The organism is Streptomyces sp. NPDC001617, assembly GCF_053596855.1.
Genome location: NZ_JBSFHA010000039.1, coordinates 23970 through 48275, shown reverse-complemented (window position 1 = coordinate 48275; position 24306 = coordinate 23970). Strand labels below are relative to the sequence as shown.

14 protein-coding genes and 2 pseudogenes are annotated in these 24306 nt (G+C 68.9%); 11 read left to right on the top strand and 5 right to left on the bottom strand.

Translation table 11 applies throughout. The annotated features are described in order from the left end of the window. Positions 1 to 29: 29 nt before the first annotated feature. Positions 30 to 1310 (bottom strand): MFS transporter, encoded by a 1281-nt coding sequence (locus tag ACWC09_RS27435; RefSeq protein WP_450853391.1) that lies wholly within the window; start codon positions 1308 to 1310, stop codon positions 30 to 32. 418 nt (positions 1311 to 1728) lie between these two features. Beyond that, positions 1729 to 1890 carry a hypothetical protein gene (locus tag ACWC09_RS27430; protein ID WP_450853390.1) on the bottom strand — a complete coding sequence of 54 codons (162 nt, stop codon included), beginning with the start codon at positions 1888 to 1890 and terminating at the stop codon, positions 1729 to 1731. A 320-nt stretch (positions 1891 to 2210) separates the two neighbouring features. Here ACWC09_RS27430 and ACWC09_RS27425 point away from each other — a divergent pair, with 320 nt between their 5' ends. The 9 genes and pseudogenes from ACWC09_RS27425 to ACWC09_RS27385 all read left to right on the top strand — a co-directional run. Beyond that, positions 2211 to 3290 carry a radical SAM protein gene (locus ACWC09_RS27425; RefSeq protein ID WP_450853389.1) on the top strand — a complete coding sequence of 360 codons (1080 nt, stop codon included), beginning with the start codon at positions 2211 to 2213 and terminating at the stop codon, positions 3288 to 3290. After that, positions 3287 to 3970, top strand: coding sequence for an iron-containing redox enzyme family protein (locus tag ACWC09_RS27420; protein WP_450853388.1), 684 nt, complete (start codon positions 3287 to 3289; stop codon positions 3968 to 3970). Before ACWC09_RS27425 ends, ACWC09_RS27420 begins: the two co-directional genes overlap by 4 nt. Next, on the top strand, positions 3967 to 4167 hold the full coding sequence (locus ACWC09_RS27415; RefSeq protein ID WP_450853386.1) for an aroma-sacti cluster domain-containing protein: 201 nt from the start codon (positions 3967 to 3969) through the stop codon (positions 4165 to 4167). The genes ACWC09_RS27420 and ACWC09_RS27415 overlap by 4 nt, the downstream gene beginning before the upstream one ends. 29 nt (positions 4168 to 4196) lie before the next feature. Further along, positions 4197 to 7253, top strand: coding sequence for an adenylate/guanylate cyclase domain-containing protein (locus ACWC09_RS27410; protein ID WP_450853385.1), 3057 nt, complete (start codon positions 4197 to 4199; stop codon positions 7251 to 7253). After that, on the top strand, positions 7250 to 8059 hold the full coding sequence (locus ACWC09_RS27405; protein WP_450853384.1) for a S8 family peptidase: 810 nt from the start codon (positions 7250 to 7252) through the stop codon (positions 8057 to 8059). The genes ACWC09_RS27410 and ACWC09_RS27405 overlap by 4 nt, the downstream gene beginning before the upstream one ends. 58 nt (positions 8060 to 8117) lie before the next feature. Next, on the top strand, positions 8118 to 8687 hold the full coding sequence (locus ACWC09_RS27400; protein ID WP_450853439.1) for a GAF domain-containing protein: 570 nt from the start codon (positions 8118 to 8120) through the stop codon (positions 8685 to 8687). 153 nt (positions 8688 to 8840) lie between these two features. After that, a complete protein-coding gene (locus ACWC09_RS27395) occupies positions 8841 to 11843 on the top strand; it encodes a helix-turn-helix transcriptional regulator (RefSeq protein ID WP_450853383.1) in 3003 nt (1000 codons plus the stop codon). A gap of 935 nt (positions 11844 to 12778) precedes the next feature. Continuing rightward, entirely contained in the window at positions 12779 to 15382 is a 2604-nt protein-coding gene (lanKC, locus tag ACWC09_RS27390) for a class III lanthionine synthetase LanKC (protein ID WP_450853382.1), read from the top strand. A 588-nt stretch (positions 15383 to 15970) separates the two neighbouring features. Further along, positions 15971 to 16195 (top strand): annotated as a pseudogene (locus ACWC09_RS27385) (IS256 family transposase); the annotation flags it as partial. 47 nt (positions 16196 to 16242) lie between these two features. Here ACWC09_RS27385 and ACWC09_RS27380 read toward each other — a convergent pair. After that, a complete protein-coding gene (locus ACWC09_RS27380; RefSeq protein WP_450853380.1) occupies positions 16243 to 19122 on the bottom strand; it encodes an AAA family ATPase in 2880 nt (959 codons plus the stop codon). A gap of 174 nt (positions 19123 to 19296) precedes the next feature. Between ACWC09_RS27380 and ACWC09_RS27375 the strand changes: the two are divergent. Both ACWC09_RS27375 and ACWC09_RS27370 read left to right on the top strand, forming a co-directional pair. After that, positions 19297 to 19895: pseudogene (locus ACWC09_RS27375) on the top strand (transposase); the annotation flags it as partial. Between the two features lie 525 nt (positions 19896 to 20420). Beyond that, a complete protein-coding gene (locus ACWC09_RS27370) occupies positions 20421 to 20705 on the top strand; it encodes a hypothetical protein (RefSeq protein ID WP_450853443.1) in 285 nt (94 codons plus the stop codon). Between the two features lie 702 nt (positions 20706 to 21407). Here ACWC09_RS27370 and ACWC09_RS27365 read toward each other — a convergent pair. Both ACWC09_RS27365 and ACWC09_RS27360 read right to left on the bottom strand, forming a co-directional pair. Beyond that, the gene (locus ACWC09_RS27365; RefSeq protein WP_450853379.1) at positions 21408 to 23114 is read right to left on the bottom strand and encodes a thiopeptide-type bacteriocin biosynthesis protein; all 1707 of its coding nucleotides are present in this window, start codon (positions 23112 to 23114) and stop codon (positions 21408 to 21410) included. Then, positions 23105 to 24298, bottom strand: coding sequence for a hypothetical protein (locus tag ACWC09_RS27360; protein ID WP_450853378.1), 1194 nt, complete (start codon positions 24296 to 24298; stop codon positions 23105 to 23107). The genes ACWC09_RS27365 and ACWC09_RS27360 overlap by 10 nt, the downstream gene beginning before the upstream one ends. Positions 24299 to 24306 lie beyond the last annotated feature (8 nt).

Sequence of the window (24306 nt, the reverse complement as noted above, 5' to 3'; positions counted from 1 at the left end):
TCAAGGGTGAGCGCGTGGGGCTGATGCAGCTACTCGCTGGTCACAACCGGGCCCGGGACGCCCGCCATATTTGGCGGGGGCTGCCTGCGCACGGACGGCGCCCAGGAGACCAGCGCCGCGCACGTCAGGAACACCCCGCCCAGCACCAGATACGTCGTGCTCGCTCCGCAGGAGACGAGTAGCGCGCCACCGGCCAGCGGGCCGAGTGGCTGGACGAGCGAGGAAACGAAGCCGGCGGCGCTCTGCACGCGCCCGACCATGTGCTCCGGAGTGGCCGTCAGCAGAGAGGTGAGGAAGCCGATGCTCGCCACGGAGGCGGTGGCGATGACCAGGGAGCACAACATGCCCACGTACAGCGGGCTCCGGCTCGCCGGCAGCAGGAGGGCCGCCCCGGTGCAGACCCAGCAGGTGGCACCGATCAGCATTCCGGGCCGCAGACCGGAAGGAACCTTCGGGGCCAGCAGCGACCCTGCCAGCGAGCCGACCGCGGTAAGCGAGACGATGGTGCCGCCGCCGATCCCGGAGCTTCCGCCGCGAGAGGCCGTCGCCAGCGCCACGAACATCATGGAGCCAAACGCCGCGTTCATGCCCAGCCCGAACACGAGCAGTACGGTGCGCAGATACGGTCGGCTCCAGATGAATGTCACCCCGGCCACGAACTCCCGCTTGGAGAAGGCGGAACGGGCCCCCGGATCCGGTGCCGAGCGGGTGCGAACGAAGGCCAGGCAGCTGGTGGACAGCAACAGGCCGATGGCCTCGGCGGCGAACGGAAGAGCCGGGTGCACCGCGTACAGCGCCCCGCCCGCTATCGGACCGACCAGGCGCGCGGCGGCACCTCTGGCCTGCAACCGGGACGAGGCGCCGCCGAGCAGTTCGCTGGGCACGATCGCGCGCAGCAGGCCCAGAGCAGCAGGGCCGTACAGGCTGCTGATCACAGCCCCGATCGCGGCCACCAGCAGCACCAGAGCGAGCGGCGTCCGGCCCATCAGGACAGCGACCGCCAGTGCCCCGGCGGCCAGCGCGCTGGCCAGGTCACATACCCGCATGAGCCGCCTCCGCTCGACAGTGTCGGCCAGCATGCCCCCGGGCAGCATGGTGATCAGCAGCGCACCGACCGAGACGCTGCCCACCGCACCGGCCTCGACGGGAGAACCGGTCTGGTGCAGCACCAGCAGGGGAAGTGCGATCGCGGACATCTGCGAGCCCAGGGAAGCCAGCAGTCCGCTGATCCACAGCAGCCGGAAGTCCCGGATGCCGCCAAGCCCGACGGCACTGCCCTGACCGGCAGTGCCAGACGACGAATCATTCAAGAGATCGCCCTCCAGGGAGTGGGCCGCAGGACGGCAAGAGGAATTTACGCACCTGGGAGTCGTGGACACAGGCGAGGGGGCTCACAGGCACCCGGGACATCTCAGGTACGGAAGATTGGAAAGGGGTGCGGGCCGTTTCCGCCCCCCACCCAGGTATCAATCCAACCCGTTGATCGTGCTCAAGTACCTGAGGCACGTCCAGATACCGGCTTGTCGACACCGTCGCCCAGACCCTGGTGGTCTAGGACCGGGTGGGCCTCAACCTCCGTGGCATTCTTTGACTCGTACGCGTCATTAGTCGACCCGGTGTTGTTGGCCACGATGATCTCCCGTGAGTCCGCGACGGCGGTCAGGGTGCAGCAGTCGGATAAGCGGTGGCGGCTCCGCCGCTGCGGTGGAGCCGCCCTGCGCCTGAGTGTTACCTGGGGTTCTCGATCGAGCTGACGAGGCTGATGCAGGCGCTCTCGGACTTGTCCATGTCCTTGCCCAGGCCCTGGTTGTCCAGAACCGAGTGGGCCTCGACCTCCGCGGCGTCCTCGGACTCGGACGTGTTGTTGGTCGGCTCGGTGTTCTCAGCCATGACGATCTCTCCTCTGTTCGTGAAGACGGTTGGCAAACGAAGCCGGGCGGGAGCTGCCATCCCCGACGAGACGAGAAGTTAGGCAGGGGAAGTTCGACAACGGCCCGCCAACGGTATGGAAAAGGCGTTCTGCCAGGTCGGAGGAGATTTTCGGTCACCTGGCCGCGCCTGCCGTCCGGTCGCCAACTTCACGTCGCACTCCTGGACGGCAGATATACCGGTTACACGCCGCTCCCCAGCCGCATCCGAACCGCCCGTCCGGACACTTGCGTGAGACAGCCGCGCCCGGGCGGCGCACCGAGCGACGGAGAGGGCGGCACATGGAACTGGCCGAGCTCATCGCATTGCGGCCAGTACCCGGCGCCGGCCTGTTGCTCACCCTCACGCGGCGCTGCCCGCTCAGCTGCGCGCACTGCTCGACATCGTCCACGATGGCTGCCGAGGAGCCCGTTGCGGAGCAACTGCTGCGATTCGTCGGGTCGTTCACCGCAAAAGACCGTCCCGAGGCGGTCATGCTGACCGGTGGGGAACCTCTGCTTCTGCCCGGTCTGGCGTACCAACTGGCCACCCGCATCAGGACGGCCGGCTCGCGCAGTGTGCTGCTGAGCGGGATGTTCTTCGCCCGAGGTGAACGCATACCGCCGCCGATCATGCGCGCGATCAGTGCCGTCGACCACTTCTCGGCAAGCCTTGACCCCTTCCACGAGCGGGAGATACCCCGCACCCACGTCTTCCGGGCGGTGCGACAGGTGCTCGACTCGGGAATCCCCGTCAGCTTCCACCTCACCGGCACGGCACCGGAGGACCCCTACCTCGCGGACGTGACCAACGCGATCAGGCGGGAGTTCGCCGACCGGGTGCCAATGCTGGTCAACGAGGTACGCCCGGTGGGCCGGGCCGCCGCCTGGGCCGCCGCCACCGCGCACCGCCCCGACGGAGACCGCGCGCTGCCGTGCGCCATGGCCGCGTGGCCGGTGGTGGCCTTCGACGGCGCGGTGCTGGCCTGCTGCAACCAGCAGACGGTGGACCGCAGACCTGCCCCCGCGCACCTGCTGCTCGGCCACATCGCCGAGGACGGCTGGGCGACCGTACGCCGCCGTTCGCTGTCATCGCCGGTACTGCGGATGGTCCGGGCCGTCGGACCCGCCCATCTCTACGGCCGGTACGCCCCCGGATCCGGCGAGTCCGGCTACTGCGCCGGATGCCGAAGCCTGTCCGAGCACTCGGAGGTGATCGCCGGTGCCGTGCGGGACGCGTCCGGCCTCGTCGGCGAGCTGCTGGACCGGGAGGCCGCCAGGATGCAGACCGATGCCGGTCCGGTCGAGCTACTGCGGCGATACGGCTGCGCACCCTACGCCGACCTGGTGACGCTGCCGGCCGTCACTGGAGACCCCCGGTGAACCGTCTGACCTCTTCCGCCGCGCTACGCGTCAAACTGGACCTCGTCGCGCCCGCGCTGCATTCCGCGGCGACCGCGCTGTGGCAGCCGTCTGGCCTCGGACACCGCTATGTCGAGTACCTGTACACCATGCACGCGCTGATCCGGGCATCCGTACCCCTGATGGAGCAGGCGGCCCGGCGCTGTGCGCAGCTTGCTCCGCACGATCCGGCCGCCGACCCGCTCGGCCGGTATCTGCAGCGGCACGCGGAGGAGGAGCGGGGGCACGACCAGTGGCTTCTCGCCGATCTGGCCGCCGCCGGAGCCGACCCCGCGGCCGCGTTCGACAGACTGCCCTCCCCCATTGTCGCCGACTTGGCCGGAGCACAGTACTACTGGATCGAGCACCATCATCCCGTCGCCCTGCTCGGCTACATCCTCGTCTTGGAGGACAACGCCCCGGCGCCCTGGCTGGCGGACCGGCTCGCCGCCAGCACCGGTCTCCCCGACAAGGCATTCCGTACGGTCCGTGAGCACGCGGACCTGGATTGTGGACACGTCGCCGCACTGGATGCACTTCTCGACACTCTGCCGCTCACCACTGCCCATCAGGCCTTGGTAGCCGTCAGCGCGCTCCGTACGACCGACGGGGTCACCCGTCTGTTCTCGCACCTTGCGACCGCTCCGGGAGGAACTGAATGACCGAGGACCGCTCGCCGCTCGAACTTCTGCAGAGGGCGGGGTTCGCCGTCGACGCTCTCACCGAGGAGCAGCAGGAGGTGCTCGGCTCCCTCACGGAGCATGAACTGGCGGTTCTGGTGGACATCAAGGGCCGGCTGGACGAGGTGGGGCCCGAAGTGCAGGCCCACAGTGAGATCGCGGGCGGCGCGCTCTTCTGAGCCGCGCCACTATCCGGGAGGAACCCGACATGCTCTGCCTTGTATGCGGATGCGTGCTGCCGCCCGTGGCCCGTTTCTGCCTGTCGTGCGGAGCGCGGTGCGCCCCCGCCGGTCCCGTTGCGGTGGAGTCCCGCAAGGTGGTGACGGTGCTGTTCTGCGATCTGGTGGGCTCCACCGCGCTGTCCGGAGGCCTCGACCCGGAAACACTGCGCTCGGTGACGCTGCGCTACTTCGAGCTGATGCGGCGGCAGATCGAGTTCCACGGCGGCACCGTGGAGAAGTTCATCGGTGACGCGGTCATGGCGGTCTTCGGGGTACCAGCCATGCACGAGGACGACGCGCGCCGTGCGCTCGCCGCAGCCCTCGGCATGGTCGCCGCCCTGGACGGACTCAACAACGAGCTCGACACGACGCTGGGCGTGCGATTGAACGTCCGGATCGGCGTCAACACCGGCCAAGTGGTGTCCAGTTCCGACGCCTCGGCTCGGCAGGCACTCGTCTCGGGCGAGACCGTCAACGTCGCCGCCCGTCTGGAACAGAGCGCCAGAGCCGGTCAGATCCTGATCGGCCCAGGCACCCTGCTGTCCGCCGGCGCCTCGGTACGTGCCGAGCCGGTCGGACCGCTGTCACTCAAAGGCAAGACCGATCCGGTGCCCGCCTACCGGCTGCTGGGCCTCGACGAAGACGATCCCGAACTGCTGCGCCGCTTTGACGTACGTTTCGTGGGACGGCAATCCGAACTGGCTGCGCTGGACGCCGCCTTGGCGGACGTGACAGATCGTCGGGGCGCGCAGCGAGTCCTGGTCCACGGGGAGGCAGGGCAGGGGAAGACCCGGCTGCTGAGGGAGTGGATCCTCTCCCGCGCGATCCTGTTCGGCGTCGGCCGGTGCCGACAGTACGGTGACCACGGCAGCCTGAGCCCGCTCGCCGACGCGGTGACCCCCCTCCTCACGGCGAACCGAGCCTGCACCCAGGGCGATACGGAAGCGCTGCACGTGCTCTCCGGCGGTCTGCTGCTCGACGGCACGCCCAGCCCGACGGTGGAGGATACGTGTGCCGGCCTCGTCCACGTCCTGACCGCACTGTCCGCGCGGCAGCCGGTGGTGCTGGTGATCGACGACTGCCACTGGGCCGGGCCGTTGCTCCTCGACGTCCTGGACCGGCTGGTCCGGGAGCTGGACCGGGCCGCCGTCCTGCTTGTCTGCCTGACCAGGCCCGAGTTGCTGGAGTCCCGGCCCGCGCTGGCGTTCGCTCCGGTGCGGACGTTGCCTCTGCGGGGTCTGTCGTACGACGAATCGGCGCTCTTGACCGCTGAGTTGGCGGATGTGAGCGCCCACTGGGACACAACCCCGACCCGTCTCCTGGAGCGCGCGAACGGCAATCCCCTGCACCTCGAACAACTGCTGGCCGCAGCCGCCGAGACCGGATCCCAGGACGAGCTTCCGCCCACGGTGCAGGCCGTGCTGGGAGCGAGGATCGACGCCCTGGACCCGCAGGAACGCGCCGCCCTGGACATGGCGTCGGTGCTGGGGCGGGAGTTCAGGCCAGGTGAGCTGGCCGGGCTCTGCGGTATCGCTGACGGCGTGGGACCGGCTCTTGCGCGGCTCAGCGCGCGGCGGCTCGTGGAGCCTGGCCGCGAGGGGTCCTTCCAGTTCAGCAGTGGTCTGGTGCAGGAAGTGACGTATGAGTGCATGGCGAAGCGGGCCAGGGCCGAAGGACACGAGAAGGCCGCCGCCCTGCCGTCCGTGCTCGGGTCCGGGCAGGCCGCGGTGGGCGGTCACCTGGAACGCGCGTACGGCTACCTCGCTGATCTCGGGCAATTCGACGACGCCACCGAAACACTGCGCGTCCGGGCCGCCGACGCGCTCGACCGGTCCGGAGCCCAAGCGCTGGCCCGCTCCGACCTTCCCTGGGCCGAGGATCTGCTGGCTCGGTCCGTGGCGCTGCGTCGGGCAGACGAGCCGGACGCAATCGCGGCCACCCGCAGGCTCGGCGAGGTCCGCTCGGCCCTAGGCCGCGCCGATGAGGGTCGCGCGCTGCTCCTGGCCGTACTGGCGGCGTCGGCCGACCCGGTGGAGACCGCCCACGCCCGGCTGGCGCTGGCCACGCTGGGCTCTGGCGGGGCCTCACCCGCCGACGCGGCAGACACCGTCCTGCCGGTGTTCGAGGCAGCAGGAGATGAACTGGGCCAAGCCCGTGCCTGCCTACGGCTCGCCCAGCAGTACCAGTCCCAGGGCCGGCACGGCAAGGCGGACCGCCTGCTCACGCGGGCCCTGGCCCACGCGGTACGCGCCGACGCGGAACCCGAACGGGCCGCCGCACTGGGCGCGATCGGCATCTCCCTGTGGCGCGGTCCGGAGCCGGTGCCCCTGGCGATGGCCCGGTGCCGGGCGCTGCTCGCCGAGCACGGCGCCGGGCGGCGTACCGTGCGGATGACCCTGAATTGCCCGATGGCCGTCCTGTTCGCCCTGCGGGAAGACTGGACAGCCGCGCGCGAGTGCCTGACCGAGGCCGGACGACTGGCTGAGGAGCTGGGCTACGCCGAGACCCGGATCGTTCTTCCCCTCTTCACCGCGATGGTCGAAGCGCTCGCGGGACATGGGGATCAAGCCCTCGCCCTGCTCGACACGGCCGCCACTTCCGCTCGGCGGCTCGGGGCGGCCGCGCTGCTGCACAGCATCGGCCTGGAGTCCGCCAGGCTTCTGGTGGACCGCAGTACCTGGTCAGCGGCCGCCGCCGTTCTGAGGCAGCTCGGACAGGACGGCGAACGCCGGCACGCCGAATCGGTGGAGTTCGGCGGCCTCCTGGGCCGCGTCGCCGCCGCCCAGGGCCGTCACGACGAGGCCCTTCGGCTCGCCGCCAGCGCCCTCGACGCCGCCGACCGTACCGACTCCCCGGTCGTACGGGCCCTGGCAGCTCTGGACCAGGCACACACGTTCCGGCTGCTCGGCATGGACGACGCGGCGCAGGCATCCGCAGCCCGTGCGAAGGCGGTGTTCCATGCCAAGGGCCATCTGCCAGGGGTGCGCTGGGCCATAGAGGCCGGCCACCGGCCCGCTCCCGACGAACGAAACGAGCACCGATGACGACCGGCACGACCGCGCAACCCGGTGGGCTCACCTGGAGCCTGCGGGGCAAGCGCCCCGAAGATATCCGGGTGGTGGCCGACGACGTGCGTGGCATGACCGCGGAGGCCACAGGCCACGGGGTGCGGGTCTGCGTGGTCGACTCCGGCGTGGAACGGGACCACCCGGCCGTCGGACGGGTGAACGGCTCCTGGGTGGTCGTCAAGGACGACGAAGGCATCCGGGTCGAGAAGACGGACACCGGAGACACCTGCGGCCACGGAACGGCCTGCGCGAGCATCGTCCGCCGTGTCGCGCCGGACTGTGAGCTGCACAGCGTGCGGGTGCTCGGCGAACGGTTCTCCGGTACCGGGGACATCATGCTCGAAGGGCTGCGCTGGGCCGTCCAGCAGGGCTTCGACGTGGTGAACCTCAGTCTGTCCACCACCAGGACCCGCTTCGCCGAGGAGCTCCACGCCCTGGCCGACGAGGCGTACTTCAGCGGCACGGTGATCGTCGCGTCGGCGCACAACACCCCCGTGGAGAGCTTCCCCTGGCGGTTCGCGTCAGTGATCTCGGTCGGCAGCCACGGAGAGGACAACCCCGAACTGCACCTGTACAACCCCCGACCACCGGTGGAGTTCTTCGCCCCCGGCCAGAACGTGGAGGTGGGCTGGATCGGCGGCAAGACCATCCGATCCACGGGCAACAGCTATGCCACGCCCTACATCACCGGGCTCTGCGCCCGAATCCTGTCTCAAGGCCCGCGCATGAAGCCCTTTCAACTGAAGAGCGCGCTCTACGCCTCCGCCGCCAACGTCCACTAGCAAAGGTGCCGCTGTGTCCCATGACTTCCAACTCCCCGGATCCCCTCAGGCGGACACCATCGGCACGTCCGGCGATCCGGTGGCGCTCGAGCTGCTCCAGTCGGTCGTGGACGTGGCCCGCGCCATCTTCGGCGCGCAGGCCAGTTCCGTCTTCCTGCTCGACGAGGAAGCCGGCGAACTGGTTTTCCAGGCGGTTTCCGGCCAGGGCGAGGACTTCCTGGTCGGCCGGCGCTTCCCGGCGGGCCGCGGCATCGCCGGCTGGGTGGCGATCTCTGGTGAGCCGATCGTGGTCGACGACCTCGCCGCCAGCCCGTCGTTCGACCGCTCCCTGGCCCAGTCCACACAGTACGTGCCGGACGCCCTGATGGCGGCCCCGTTGATCCACGGCGACCGGGTGCTCGGCGTGCTGGAAGTCCTCGACCCGACGGAACAGGCTCGCTCCAGCCTGCCCGAGCTCGACCTGCTGTCCCTCTTCGCCGGGCAGGCCGCCACCGCGCTGCGGTTCGCCACGTCACGGCACACCGCCCCGGACCGCATCTCGACGGGTCTCGCACCCCACCGGCGAGCCGCGGCCACTCAGCTGATCCGCGACCTGGAACACCTTCTGCTGGAGGCGCCGGAGCGGTGAGGACACGGGTGCCCCGCTGACAACGTCCGTGAGCAGATGCGTAGTTCCACGGAGGCCGATGGGCCACAACCGAGATGAAGATCAGTTCGGCCCGGAGGGACGCCGGCGTCGCGAAGCCAACCGCTGACACTGGAGCCAGAACTGAGGAGCCCTATGACCGAGCAGAGCCAGCAGCAGGCCGGGGCGCGGACGGTGCGGGGCGCGTTGCGGAGCGCAGGCCCCAGACCATTGGTCGGACGGGAACAGGAGATGGCCCTCCTGCGGTCCGCGGTCGCCGCCTGCGCTGACGGCGCCTCCACCGTCATCGAGATCACCGGCGATCCCGGGCTCGGCAAGACCAGGCTGCTGTCCGAACTGGCTGATCTGGGGAGGGCGGGGGGCCTGTCAGTCCTGTCCGGCCGTGCCTCGGAATTCGAGCAGCAGCGCTCCTTCGGGGTGTTCGCCGACCCCATCCGCTCGTGCTTCGGGCGCCTTACGCAAGCCGAGCACGGGCCCCTCGGCGAGGAGATGGATGCACTGCTGGACCTGGTACTTCCCCACAGCGCGGGTTCTCAGCCCGGACGTCCCCGGTTTCTCGACATGGAGCGGTACCGGCTGCACCATGCCGTCGGCCGGCTCCTGGCGGATGTCGGCGGGAACCGCGGGGTACTGCTCTGTCTCGACGACCTGCACTGGGCTGATGAGGGAGCTGTGGCACTGCTCCACTACCTTCTCCGCCAGCCACCCAGGACCCCCCTGATTCTCGCCTGCGGACACCGCCCCCGGCAGGCGGCGGCGAAACTGCTGGCGTCCTTCCAGCACGCCGCCACCGACTACCGCATGGAACGCATCACGCTCTCCCCGCTGGACCGCCAGGCGTGCGAGCGGCTGCTCGGCGCCACACACACCGCGGGCCAGCGCGACCGGCTCTGCTCGGTCAGCGGAGGCAACCCGCTCTACCTGGAAGTGCTGACCCAACTCACCGTGGACGGCACCGACGCGACGGAGTGTCTCGCCGATCTGCCAGGTACCCTGCGGGCGGCTCTGGCCCGCGAGATCGCTCTGCTGACCGAGGACGAACTCACCGCGCTCCGCGCCGCCGCCGTACTGGGCGATCCCTTCGACCCCATGCTGCTGGGCCCGGTGGCCGGTCTGGCCACCGGGCCGGCTCTGAAGGCGCTCGATGTCCTGGCGGGGATGGACCTCATCAGGTCCGGCAGCCCAGCCGGCCCCCAGCAGGACGCACGCCACCTGCTGCAGTTCCGGCATCCGCTGCTCCGTGAGGTGGTGTCGCGGGACACACCGCCCGGCTGGTGCCTTGCCGCGAACGCCCGAGCCGACGAGACACTGCGGAGCTGTGGGGCAAGCCCTGTCGAGCGCGCGCCCTACGTCGCACGCTCGGCGCAGGTCGGCGACCTCGAAGCCGTTCGCATCCTCACCGAGGCGGCCACCCTCGCCACCCACTCCGCACCGGCGACCGCGGCCGTCTGGCTGCGTACGGCGCTGCAGTTGTCCGCCCCGGACCGCTCCGGGGAGTCGGCCCGGCGCCGGACAGGGATACTGATCGGCCTGGCGAAGGCATGCGGGATGACCGGCGACCTCACCGCCTGCCTCGACGCCCTCGCCCAGGCCCTGGACCTCGTACCGCCGGACCGACGCGATCAGCGCATACCCATCGTTGCTCTCCGGTCGGTGATCGAACGGATTCTCGGAAGTACCAAGGCGGCGAAGCTCGCCCTCACGGACGAGCTCAGCCAGTGGCCGGAGACCGACGCAAGGGCGAATCCGCTTCGGCTGCAGCTCGCTACCGTAGGAATGGCCCGAGGTGACTTCGACGAGGCAAACGGACACCTCGACGCACTCCTGGCCCACACTCCCGCGCCCGTCGACCGCAAGACCCTCACCTCGGTGGCGGCCTGCCGCGCCCTGGGCGCAGCGTACAGCGGGCGGACGGGTCACCTACGGGCGTACGCCTCCGAAGCCGCGGCCTCGATCGACATCATGGAGGACGAGGAACTGTCCACCTTCCTCGACGAGATCGGCCAGCTGGGCTGGGCCGAAGTCCTTGCCGAGCGCCACCACGACGCCATCCGGCACATGACCCGCGGTATTCGCATCGCCAGGCTCACCGGGCAGAGCTACATGATGCCGTACCTACTGCTCTGTCAGTCCTACGCAGAGCAGGCGACCGGCAACCTCGAAGAGGGCATAGCGTCGGCGGCGAGCGCCGAGGAAATGGCCCATCAGCTCGACCGACCGGACCTCATCGGTTACGCCCTGACGCTGCGCGCCGCGGCCACCGCGCTGTGGAACGGGCCGGCCGCGGCCGTCGACACGGCCGAAGGCGCCCTGCGGTCGGTCGGCCGCCGCGGACGCCTGTGGGAGCTGTCCGCCGCGGTGCTCGCCTCCGTCCGCCTCGACCAGGGACGACCTGACGACTGCATCGAACTGCTCCGGACCATCACCGGCACCGACCGGTCGGTGACGACGCACGCTCTCAGAGCCATGTGGTGTTCCACGGCCGCTCAGGCCGAGATGGCCCGCGGTGACGCGGCCGCGGCCCGCGCCTGGGCGGAGTACGCCGCCCAGGCAGCCGCCGCCGTGACGCTGCCGGGACAGTCGGGCTACGCCGCGCTCGCCATGGCTGTCACCCGGGACGACGATCCGTCCGCCGCCGCCGAGCTCTTCTCGACCGCGGCCGAATCCTTCGCAGCCGGCGGCCTGGCCTTGGCGGAGTGCCGCGCACGGCTCCTGCTCGGCAGGGCGCTCACCGCAGCCCAGCGGCTGGACGACGCCGTCACGGCCGTCGGACGCGCGAAGCAGATCGCCGACGCCCACGGCGCGGGGCATCTGAGCACTCTCGCCGTCAACGCCCAGCGTCAGATCGGTGCCCGCCGGCCCCGGTCGGCCAGCGACACACCACCCTATGGAGCACTCTCCGAACAGGAGCACCGCGTCTCCCGGCTGGTTGCCGACGGTCTGTCCAACCGCGACATCGCATCGAGCCTGTTCGTATCGGTCAAAACCGTCGAGGCCCACCTCACCCGTATCTTCCGCAAACTTGGCGTGAGTTCTCGTTCCGCTCTGATCGGCGCCCTCGCGGACCAGCCGACAGCGGAAAACCAGCGCTGGTCTGGGAGACGCTACGAGGCGTCACCGTCTCACAGACTGCCGTAGGAAGCCGCTGAAAGCGTCGTTCGACGCCAGCCGGGGTAACGCCGTCGACCGCGACACAGATACCGAACACGTGGTCACGACTCGTCCAACCGCTGACGAAGCCCCGGTTGTTGCTGATCTGCAGCCGCTTTCAGACCGGCTCAAGGACACCAGGTGGAGGCGTTCGGCACCTGCGGCTCGCGCGACGACAATGTCTTCGACCTCCAGTTCCGACGAGTCGACCGGAGCTACGGCGACCCACTGACGACTGCGTGTCAACGGCACCATCGTGAAGGCCACTGAACCGGAACTCCGCGGTGGCCCCTGCGGGCGACCTTGCAGGCCCCAGCGTCCGATGTACCTTTCCGTCGACGATGTGTTGCCCGGCGTTGCAACTGCCGATGAAGGCGGCATTCAAGATGCCGACGGCCTCTGATGGCGACGCCCCACTCGCGGGTGTTCCGGCGGGGCGGTCGTGTGCGAGGTCGTTTTCGTCGGCGAGGTGCCGGTAGCGGACGATCACTCGGTGAGCAGCTGGTCCGGATGCCCGGCGATCTTCAGGCGGTGGGCGGCATAGTCGGTCGTCTCGGTGGAGGTTGTGCCCGGCATCGTGTATCGCAGGCGGTGCGCTGTTCGAGGGCGCCAGGACGACGGCCTCGTCGTCCGTCTCAGGGTGGGCTGGCCCACCAGCGCGAGCACCACTTCCGCGGTTGACATACCGATCCTGATCCGTGAGGCAACCGGAACCCAACCCATCGTCCACAGACTCCAGTTGTGGCTGTGGTGATCACCCGCCGCATCCTATTCCGTACCACGGCCGCGTAGGGCGACGTGGTGGCCGCGGACCGACTCGACCAGCCTGAGCCGGTTCTCTCCAACGACGGACGTGAAGCCAGTGGCCACAGAGTTGCGGTGCCTGTGCAGGTCGGCACTCGGGGCACTTCAAGGAGAATCCGATGCCTGACACCATCAGCGAGGCCATCGCCGACGAGCAGTACTACGCTCCTCTCGCGACGATGGCCGACCCCGGCCCGCGCTTCGCTCCCACCCGGACACCGTCCGGCTGGCATGGAGCAGACCAAGACATCTGGAAGGTCTGGAGCAACGGGCAGACCCAACGCGCCGTCCAGGGCTGGAAGATCCATGTCTCGGCACAACTCGAGCGCGCCCAGCACGTTCTGGACGTGGTCGCGGACATCTGCTTCGCCGAGAACGTCCCGTTCAAGCATGTCGCCGCCCAGTTCTTCTTTCTGTTCCTCCACCACAAACATGCCCACCGGGCGCAGTCGGGCAAGTTCTGCGCGGTCTATCCGCCGGATACGGAGACCGCGCGACGGCTCATGGACCTCCTTTGCGACGCGTTGGACAAAGAGGAGGGACCCTATGTCCTCTCCGACCGCCGGTACCGGAACTCGCGGACCGTCCACTACCGTTACGGCGCGTTCAGCAGTCGAAGCCGACTATTGCCCGACGGCACCACAGAAGGGATCGTCCGTGACGGCTCGGGGCGCGATGTCGTGGACATGCGCCAGCCCGCCTTCCTGCTTCCCTCCGGCATCAGCGACCCGTTCGTCACCGAGGAGCCGGCAGAGCACCAGGGCCCGATCCTCATTCGCGACTACGAGATCATCAAAGCGCTGCAACCGAGCAATGGCGGAGGCGCGTACAAGGCGCGGGACACTCGCACCGGACGGATCGTCTTCATCAAGGAAGCCCGCGCCCACAACGGCCTCGTCTGGGACGGCACCAGCGCACAGGAACGGCTGCGACACGAGCACAACATCCTCACCATCGTGCACGAAGCCGCTCCTGGAGTGTGCCCCGAACCGCTGGATTACTTCACAGAGTGGGAGCACGACTTCCTCGTTACCGAGTACGTCGTAGGAGAGTCGCTCCGGGGCTGGATCAGCGGCACATCACCGATCATCAGAGCCGGTCGGCCAGCCGAGGAGTTCGCCGCGTACTTCGCCGACTGCCGAACCCTTCTCGGGTGTCTGGAAGAGTCGCTCGACCGACTGCATACCCTGGGATACCGGTTCGGGGACGTCAGCCTGGGAAATGTCATCGTCACACCCGCCGGTAACCCCAGGCTCGTCGACTTCGAGGCCGTGTCAGCCCTCAGCGGACCTCCTGCCGCCATGGGTACCAAGGGATTCGTCCCGCCACCTGGGCTGACCGCCGACAACTCCGATCCGCTCCTGCGGGACCGGTTCGGCATGGCCGCCGTTGCACTCGCGCTGTTCGCACCCTTCCACGAGGTCGCCGAGCGCGCCCCGTCCAACCTCGCACTGCTGCGGCGCGATCTGAGGATCTCGGCCCTGCCCCCGGCCGATCTGTGGACGCGGGCAACAGCGTTCTACCAGCCCGGCGAGGACGGCTCCGCCGGTCTGCCCACCCCCTCCGAAATCGACGCCGATCCCCTGGGCTGCCTCGGCCGGCTCGCCGAGCAAGTGGCGGCGGGGGTGCTCGAGATGTCCGACGTCGGCAGGCATGACTGGGTGTTCCCGCCGTCACCCGAGGCCTTCCACACCAACACCTTGTGTGTCGCTTACGGGACCGCCGGAGTGGTCCACGCCCTGCACCGCGCGGGCCTGCCCATTCCGGAGGACATCGAAAAGCGGCTGCGCCGCGACGCCCTGACTCAACGTGCCAAGCTGCCACCCGGGTTGAGTGTGGGGTCGGCGGGCATCGCCCGGGTCCTGGCCGCGCTCGGCCACCTGGACGAGGCGATCGACCTCGCGGGGGACGCCGACAGTCACCCCATCACCGCGTCGTCCACCACACTGGCCGGCGGGCAAGCAGGGGTCGGCCTGACCTGGCTCGCCCTCCACCACTTGACCCAGGACGACAGCCACCTGGAGCGGGCCGCCGCCTCCGGTGACGCGATCCTTAGGACCAACGACCTGGTGCCAACGCTCGGCAACCACGATGCCCGTGGGCTGTTCCACGGCCGCTCCGGGCTGGCTCTCTTCCTCTACTATCTGGCCCGCGACACGGGCGATACCTCCTACCTCGAAGCGGGCCGCCGACTGCTCCACGAGGAACTGGACCGCGCGATCTCCCTGGATGACGGCACTTACTCCTTCTCCGACAACGCCGTGATCAAGCGCGCCATGCCCTACCTGGCCGTGGGCGCGGCGGGAGTGGGCATGGCCCTGGCCCGCTATGTCACGACCTCAGCGGACGAGCGTTGCGCCACGGTACTGCCCGGGATCGTCGCAGGCACCCGCATGTCCTGCCCGCCGGGATCGGGTCTGTACACGGGACTCGCCGGACTTGCCTACTTCCTCACGGACTACGCCGAACTGGCTGGCGGCGAGACACGCCGCCAGGACGCCGTCCGGATCGCTACCGGCCTGGTGAAGTACGCCATCCCCCACAACCGTGGCGTCCGCTACCTCGGCGAGGGTTCGCACCGCTTCAGCGCCGATCTGTCCAGTGGCGGGGCCGGGGTACTGCTGGCGCTGCAACGGGTTCTGCACGGCCCCGGTGACGAGCTGTTCACCTTGGACCATGTCGCGCAGCCCCTGATGCCACCACGACCGGACGGCACCGAGTGAAGGACGGCCACGGGCAACTCCGCGGGCGAGTTCCTGCTTGCCTGGCAAATCCGACTACAAAGTATTCCCAAGCCCTGAGCGAATCCGCAAATTCACGGCACTCCAGATTTCCAGAAACAAACCCCAACCGGCACCTACGTACTCATCACGACCTATACTTGCCGAACCGAAAAAGGGAAATATTCATCACACCCTAGGGACGGCTCACTCGACCGGTTATCATGGTGCCGGAAAATCCAAATCTCCACACCAAGAAAATAGGTGATCCCGAATGATTCAGATTCTCGCCCTCCAGGGACTCGACGCCGAACCCGAAAGCGCCTACCCGTGCTTCAGTGTCTCCTGGAGTGACTGGAGCCACGTGACAAACTAGCCTCGATCTTTCTTGAGGGGGCCGCCGACGGAGTCGGCGGCCCCCTCTCGCTTTCGGTGGCTGAGGGTGGGCAGGCTGACAGACCAGGTTGCGAGGAAGTGGTGTACGGGTTCGACCTGATCCCGGGGTTTGCTCCGGCATCAGGATGAGGTCCGCATAGATGAACGGCCACCGGCTGATCTTCGAGGTGCCGAAGCCCGAATGAGATCAGCACGATGACCGCACCCGACAATCTGCCCCTGCACGTCCTTGCCGAGGACAACCTCGCCGCGGCGAGTCCCGATCGGCTGCGCGCGATGGTCAAGACGTTCGCCGACGCACTCATGTCCGCTGAGGCCCACGCCCTCTGCCACGCCGAATACGGCCAGGTCAGCGAGGAGAGAGTCAACCACGGATCGAGCAAGGCGCCGATCGGTTGGTGCTTCGATCGCCGTGGGGGATTCGGGACGCCACGGTCTGAGCCACCGTTCGTGCCACTACAGGTTCGTCACCCGCGCCGGTCGAGGGCGGCACGCGTGATGAGTCCCGCCAGCGCTGAGCGGGACGGCACGGAGGTCTTGCGGTAGATGGCCGACAGGTGGGTTTCGACCGTACGGCGGCTGAGGTACAGCTTCGTCGCGATGGCCGTGTTGCCCAGTCCCTCGGCGACGAGTTCGGCGATCTCCCGCTCACGTGGGGTGAGTTGGTCGAGCTCCGTGGGTGGGCGCGGGGCCTCCTCGGCCTGGGGGCGCACCAGCGCGGCCAGGTCGGACAGCAGGCGAGCGCCGCCACTGTCGGCGATACGGCGAGCCCGCTCCCACATCCTGACGGCGCGCGGACCGTTGCCCGCAGCTTGCAACTGGACGGTCGCCAGCAGCAGGGAGTACGCCTCCCAGAGCGCCGCGCCGGAGGGTGCGTACGCGTTCGCCGCACGCTCGAAGAGGTCTGCGGCCGCGTGGCTGTCGCCCTGGTGCTGGGCGAGCGCTGCCTCGGCGCGCAGTGACGCACCGCGCTGGCCCTGTAGGCCCATCCGGTCGGCATCCGCGACGGCTCGTGCGGCCCAGCGCGCAGCCTGCTCGGTGTCACCGAGCGCGAGGGCGGTGCTGACGAGGGCGTCCAGTTGGCCGGGGCGTATGGAGGGCTGCAACCAGAGCAGTTCGGGACCTCCGGCCTTCAGGATGGCGTCCTGCGCGCGGTGCGGGTCGCCGCTCGCGAGCGCCGTGTGTCCGAGTACGCACCTGGCCAGCAATGCCCACCAGTGGCGGCTCGTGCCGGCCGCGGCCACGGCCTCTTCCGCGGTCGTCAGGGCCATGGTGTCCCCCAGGGGGCGGCGCAGGAGAAGGATCAGCGACTTGAAGCACAGGGTGAAGGCCAGGAGATCGCTGCTGCCGATGGCCCGTGCCACGGATTCCGCCTCCTCGGCCGACTCCAGGGCGGACGGCAGCCGGCAGGTGTTGAGGTGCACGAAGGCCCTGCTGCTCAGCAGGTGCGGCAGGACGTGGACCTGGCCGCTGCGGCGGGCGATCTCCAGGCCCCGGTCGGCGTGGCGTTCCGCGTCGGCGTAGCGCTCCAGCAGCGCTTCCGCCCAGGCCAGCCATACCAGCGATTCGCACAGTTCCGTGAGGTCGGGGTCGGTCAGGCCGTCCGCGAGCCCGGCGGCGGCGTCGGCGAATCGGCGGGCCGCCGTCGTCTCCCCCTCGTAGGCCTCTCCCAACGACCCCAGCGCCAAGGCCCCCATCTCTCCCATGATGTCGCCGTGGGAGCGGGCTGTCGCGAGCGTCCGTTCGATGTCGTCGCGTACGTCGGGGTAGGAGACGGTGTTCAGGGCGGCCATGCCCAGCGCGAGTCCGAGGGAGACCGCCTGGCGGGGCTCGGGGCCTGGGCTTCGGAGCAGTTCCCGCTGCAGTAGGGCGATCGCTTCCGGGGAGTGTCCGAGGTGCCGTTCCATCGCGGCGCACAGCGATATCGCATCCCCGCGCAGCGCTGTGTCGTCCGGTCCGGATCTGCTGATCAGTCGGTGGAGCAGATCGCGGCTCTCCCGCAGGCTGCCGCCCACGGCGAGTGCTCTGGCGCGCGCCAGCGTCAACTCGCCGCGCTGCTGCGCGTGTGCGGGCGTCTCCGGCATGAGCCGCAGAACGACGTCCAGCAGACGGGCCGCGGTCGCGGGGGCTGTGTGGGCGAACTGGGCGGCAGCCTCGCGCAACACCGCCGCCGACGCCGGATCCCAGCCGACCAACGACATCTCGACGTGGTGAACCCGCTCGGCGGCGGAGGCACCTGCCAGCGCCAGTTCGTCTGCCGCGCAGCGGTGAATCTCAGTGCGGCGTGGTTCGGGAGTGTTCTCGTAGACCAGTGCCCTCAGCAGCGGGTGACGCAGAGCCCAGCGGCCGTCGGACCCTCTGCGCAGCAGATCGCGCCGCGTCAGTGCACCGATGCAGTCGTCGAGTTCCTCCGCCGTGGTGAGCCCGGTCGTCAGGCGCAGCATCGCCGGCTTGGCATGGTCGCCTAGGACCGCAACTGCTTCGAGGGTACGGCGCTGCGCTCCGGTCAGCGCGGTCAATTCGTCCAGGAGCAGCGATCCCAGTCCGCCCGGCACCCCGGACGCGGTGTCGTCGTGGGCCCGGACAGCGGTGCCGTGCAGCGACGCGCCATGCCGGTAGGCGTGCAGAAGGGAGAGGAGATAGAGGGGGTTGCCCCCGCTGGCATCGTAGATCTCCTTCGCATCGGCCGGTGGCAGGTCGGAGGCCAGCGTCTTGATCGAGTCCTGCTCGGGCAGCGGGCGCAGCGGCATTGGCAGTACGGCTCCGCTGTCGACGCCGCGTGTCAGAGCGGCGGTCAGCGAGTGCGGCGTCTGCCGTACTCGACGGGCCATCACCAGGAGCACACGCCCGCGCACTGGATGCCGGATCACATGGTCCAGCAACTCCAATGACGCAGGATCCGCCCAGTGCACGTCGTCCAGAACCATCACCAGCCCGCTCCGCTCCCCGAGCCTGGTGAGCACCTCCGCTACAGCACGGTAAAGGCCGAATCGATCGCGGTTGCCCGGCGTGGCACCCCGCACGCTGTCGATGCCGCGCAGCACTGGCGCCGCCGCGCCCACCAGGCCATCCAGGTCGAGAAAGGCATCGGCGTCGGCGAACGCGTCCGTGAGCATCTGGAACGGAGTGTGCCACTCGTACTCCGTGGCTCTGCCGCGCAGCACGGTCAGCCCACGCTGCCGCGCCCGCGCGTATATCTCGCTCAGCAGCCTGCTCTTCCCCATGCCGGCGTCTCCGGCAATGTCGACCACAGCGGGAACGCCGTCCCGCCCCAAACTGCCGATCGCCGAGTCGAGGCGCTTCAGTTCCTCAGCTCTGCCGACCAGCATCGTCACTGTCTCGTCCATCGCTGACACCAGCGTGTTTCCATCCCTCCCAAATCAGTATGATCATTCCCTAGCCTGCGCGTTTCATCTGGGGTCGCGTCCAGATCATGATCGGAAAAGCGCAAGTGCCTTCTGAGCTGCAACGATGAGGCTTGTTTAAGGTCCCAGTCGTTCCAGCAGTAAGGCACTTTCTGCGTGCACACTACCCGGTCACGCCCCAAGCTCGTCGTCAGCGCCGACGGGCACGGGGTGGTCAGCCATGCTGGCTCGCGTCTACTCGCCGATCTGGCCGACGCCACCACGCTGACCAGCGCCTTCTCCGATGCTCTGTGCCGACTGCGGCCTCGTGGGACCGGGCACGATCCCGGCCGCGTCGCGGTGGACCTGGCGGTGACGCTCGCCGACGGCGGCGAGGCGATCGCCGACCTGGCCGTGCTGCGCGACCAGCGCGACGTGTTCGGTCCCGTCGCCTCCACTCCGACCGCCTGGCGGGTACTGGCCGGCATCAACACCGCGGCTCTGAACGCCCTGCGGCAGCGCGGGCCAGAGCCCGCGATGTCGCCTGGCTGCAAGCCGACGAGACCGGACACGCCATACCCGCCTCGCAGGCCGGAGGGCGTGAACTGCCCGGTCTGGTCCTGGACATCGATGCCACCCTGGTCACCTGCCACTCCGAGAAGGAACAGGCCGCCGCGACCTACAAGCGTGGCTTCGGCTACCACCCACTGCTCTGCTTCCTGGACAACACCGGCGAGGCCCTGGTCGGGATCCTGAGGCCGGGCAATGCCGGAGCGGTGCGACACGAGGTCGCACAGTTTGAGTGGTTGCACCGATTGGAGGTTCGACTGATGTCGAAGGTGTAGACCCGGGCCAGTGTCCAAGGCCCGTCCCCGCTTCGACGTGCGTCACTGGCAACGGTGGGGTGCGGAGCTCGAAGAAGACGCCCAAGGGTTCCCGATCCGTCCGGGGGCCACAGGCAAGGGGAAGACCGGACGGGTGAACGCGAGTGAACCCCTGATGATGCCTCGTCACGTTTGGGCTTCGCCAGACGGAAGTCTTCAGCGGAGTGCAGGGACTGGCCGCTGAGAAGCGGCGGGTGCCGGTCGGACAGCGAACCGCCGACCGGGAGGACACCACCGTCCCCGGGGTATAAGGGGCGCCCACCCCGGTCAGGGCTGATGCGTTCTCAGTCGGCGAGATGGGTCGATCGCCTACATATGCGCCACTGTGGTCGGTTCGCCCGGTTCAGCAACGAGAGACGCGACCCCTGATGATCAAGGTTCTCGAAGCCTTTGATCACGAACAGGGGTCGCGTTCGCGTGCCATCCTCCCTGATCGGTGTCCTGCAGCGCCACTGCGCGGACACCGATTCCACCTGCCCGGAACCGTCACAGCTCACCTGCCTGGCGGATGTGCTGGGCCGGATCCCCGATCCCCGGCGGGTCCGGGGCCGCCGCTACCGCCTGGGCTCCCTGCTTGCGCTGTGCATGATCGCCGACCTCGGCGGAGCCACATCCCTGGCGGCCATCGCCCGCCACTGGCCCTGGACCGGCGAGATATCCGCCGCCCTTGAACGGCTTGCGCTCCTGCCGAACCCCGGCTGACCAGCGGATTCGCCTGTCCCTACAAGAAGAGGAACCAGCCCGGAGCAGTGGGACCCGGCGTCCACCCGAGGCGACACTCGGGCCCTCGGAATGCCCGCCATCAGCCACTGAAAGCGAAACGGTCCACCGACTCCGTCGGCGGACCGTCATGCAAGATCGAGGCTAGGCGGGGTAGCAGCAGCACGACGGGGGCCAGGAGGCCGTAGCCTCACGCTCGGGCTTTGCTGCCGGGCCGTGCATGCTGATCACGGACAGTGCGCTGAGATCGAGGTCACTGAGGTCGTACTCGTCCTCAGTGGTGTTGGTTTCGTGGCGGTCAATCACCTTGGGCATATCTGTCCAATCCATTGTTGTAGTTGTGCAGCACGCGAACTGACGTTCAATCGCATGACCACCTTCCAACATGCGACCTTGTCCGGCATCGGTAGAAGTACCTAATCCGAGTACGCGATCAGCCGCACGGCCCTATCGTTCCCTTGATTTTTCGGCGACTACCCGACACGACACCGACCGAGCCAGTTTCTCGATCAACGAGCTCCCGATTGAGTCCGATCCGGGCTCGGCGCCCCCCGATGCGCGTACATGCGCTTGCCCAGGTCAACGTGGATCGCGAGTACGCGGTGCTCGGCGAATTGCTGAGGTCTGGCCGACTGGGGACGGCCCGTCGCGCCCTCGGCCTTGGCGCTCTGGCCATGCGACACATCACCGGGATACGGGTCGGCCGACCGGCAGCAGATAGGCAAGCACGTCATCGATGCCGTCCAACATGAACAGCTCGTGCGCGACGTCGTCATAGAAACCGCCCACCACGCCCAAGGACAACCCTGTGGCCGCCGCCGTGAGGGCCAGGTTCTGGGCGAGATGTCCGGCCTCCAGGTAAGCGAACCGCAACGCACGCAGCCCGTAGCTCGCTCGTAGCGCACCAAGTTCGACGTACAGGCCGACCAGCGCGGGAAGCGTCGACACGTCGACGTGCTGATCGGACGAGTTCTCGTGCCGGAACCACATGGACGCAGTCACGAGTTCGTCGGTTGTCGGAGCCGCCGCGATCGGCAGCAGCGTCCTGGTCGTCGGCTCCAGTTCGTACATGCCCGGACGCATCCCGGCGACGTCGCGGACGATGAGCCGCAGGCGGGCGACGTACTGTCCGCCGGCGCTCGGGTACGGGCGACGACTTTGGCCCCGGGCATCAGGTTCGGCACGGCCGATGTGGGCCGACCACAGGAGTGTGCCGAGGTCCTCTGCGCTCGTGGGGCCGCGGAGGTCCCCACGCCCGCTCCGCCGGCGGGTCATGGCCTCGCCCAGTGGCATGGTCTGCGGCTCTCCGGCCGTCAGTGCCAACGAGGGTCCGATGAACGGGTCGGGTGGGGACTGCTTCGCGACCCACGGTGGCTTTCTCGGCTGCTGCCACTCCATGCGACTCGGTGCGAAATTGCTGGCGTCGAGGTAGCGGCGGTCCACGGCGCCGGGGTGGTCAGCGAAGTAGTCGGTAGTGCCCTCCGGGGCGAGGAGGGACGAAGCGATGAACCAGCAGAGCGAGCGCTCCTCGTCGGGCACCACCCCCATCCGGTTCAGCAGCATGTGCAGTTGCGAGGACCACACCTGGAGCCAGCGTGCCCGGCTGACCGCTTCGTCCGCCTCCAGGCGTGAGCGTGCCGTCGTGATGCAGGCAGCCCACTGGTCACGCAACTGCGTACCGGAAGCACGCGACGCCTGGATGTCGTGCCAGCGTCGGGCGACGGCTGCGGACTGAGCTGCCGCCGCGTCGAGTGCCGACCCCTGGACCGTCACCGGTGCCAGAGTCGTGATGTCGGCGTATCTACGCCAGTTGATCACACTGCGACGCAGCCACCGGACGGTATCGAGCAGGTCGAGGTCCAGCGCCAGCGCGGTGGCCAGAATGAAGTCCGTGGCAGCGGCCAGTCGTTGGGCAGGGCCAGTGGTGCGTTCGACAGCGGCTGCGGCGATCCTGCTGGACTGGCAGAACACCTCTTCCGCTACCTGCAGCGCAGCGGCGCCGCCGTACCGCTCGGTCTCCGGCTCATAGACGGCCTCGCACACCTCACCATGCCCACGCAGGGCCTTCGGATCGCCCGTCGCCCGCCAGTAGGCCTGCTCGACCCGGTCATCGACCGGGTACGGCGCGGTCCGCACGGCTTCGGTCAGCTGCTCATGCAGCTCCTTCGTGGTCGCCGGGTCGGCTCCCAGGGCTCTGATGCGCAAGTGGGGGCCGTTCTCGGCGTAGCGAATGAAGAACCACTCCTCGATCCGGCCGGAGTTGCGCAGTGCCTCCATCAGCGGTGTCAGGGTTGCGGTGATGAAGGTATCGGTGTGCACGGGTCGCCAGTACAGATAGCAGTACAGGCTGCTCCAGGTCGCGATTCGGGGCGAAGCGGGGGTCACTGCCATGAGAAATCCTCCGGATCGGTGAGGTCGTAGCAGAAGTCCAGGGCCCGAGGGCGGCCGATGAGCAGCATGTAGATGCTGTCCTCTCCGGCGTCGGCCTGCACCGCGGCTTCGGTGTCCGGCTCGTTGAAGCTGCGGACCGGACGGCAGAACAGTCCCGACGCAGCGGCTGCGGAGCAGACGTGCTGGGCGGCCGCCCCTGCGGTCATCAGCGTGTTCGCGTAACCGTCCGGGCCCTGCCCGCGTACCACGTTGTCCACATCGGTGGTGATCACCCAGACCACGTTCATGCCGGTCACGTCGACGTCTGCCCAGCCGAATCGGAACGCCGACTGGATCCGCTCGGTTGCTTGTCCCGGCTGGAGCAGGACCAGTCCGTCTTCGCCCAGTTCGTAGAGTCCGTCTTGGACCCCGGACACCCCGCGGACAGCGAGCCGGTGCCGGAGCTCTCCTCCACCCGGTCGGCCGGCCAGCGAACCCGCCGGCGGGCGGCTGTCCAGGATCAGGCGGCGCAGGACGTCGGCAGGCAGGGGCCTGGGATCGGCGGACAGGCCCCGAGGGCTCAGTGCCCCGCTTCGTGCGGCTAGGATCTGCTGCCAGGGCCAGGTCGAGGCTGCGCTTTGACGGAACGTCACTTCTGTCACGACGCCTGACGGTCCGCCGGCGCCCCGGGGCAAGGCGTGCCCGGCCAGCCCTGAGGCGCGGCCCGCCTCGACGAGGGCGGAACTGAGGTGGCCGGCCTCCAGCAGGGCAATTGCGTCACGCAGGGTGCCGTACCCGTCGGACAGCCGATGGGGATCGACGGTCAGTTCGACGGTGACGGAGGTGATCGTCGAGGGATCAGGCAGCCGTCGTTCTCCTTCGAGCACGAGTCTGACCGGATCGATCGGCCACTGGTCTCCGCCCAGCCGCAGTGCAGTGTCCGTGAGGTACACGCAGCGCGGAGACGGGTAGGCCCGGTGGTCGTTGTGCAGGTTCCAGGGCTCCCAACGGCGGGGGGCCAGTGCCACGGTCAGCGTCCGGACCAGGGCCGGGCCGAAGGACGGGATGTCGGCGAGGCTGCCCAGGGCCACGGAGTGCGCAGGTCGGTGTCTGCCGGGGCGTACGGTTCGGTTGGTGACCTGGATCGATTTGCCCGGGCCGTGCGCATAGGCGGCCGCGAGCGCGGTGCGCGTGGGGTCGGTCATGGTTGCTG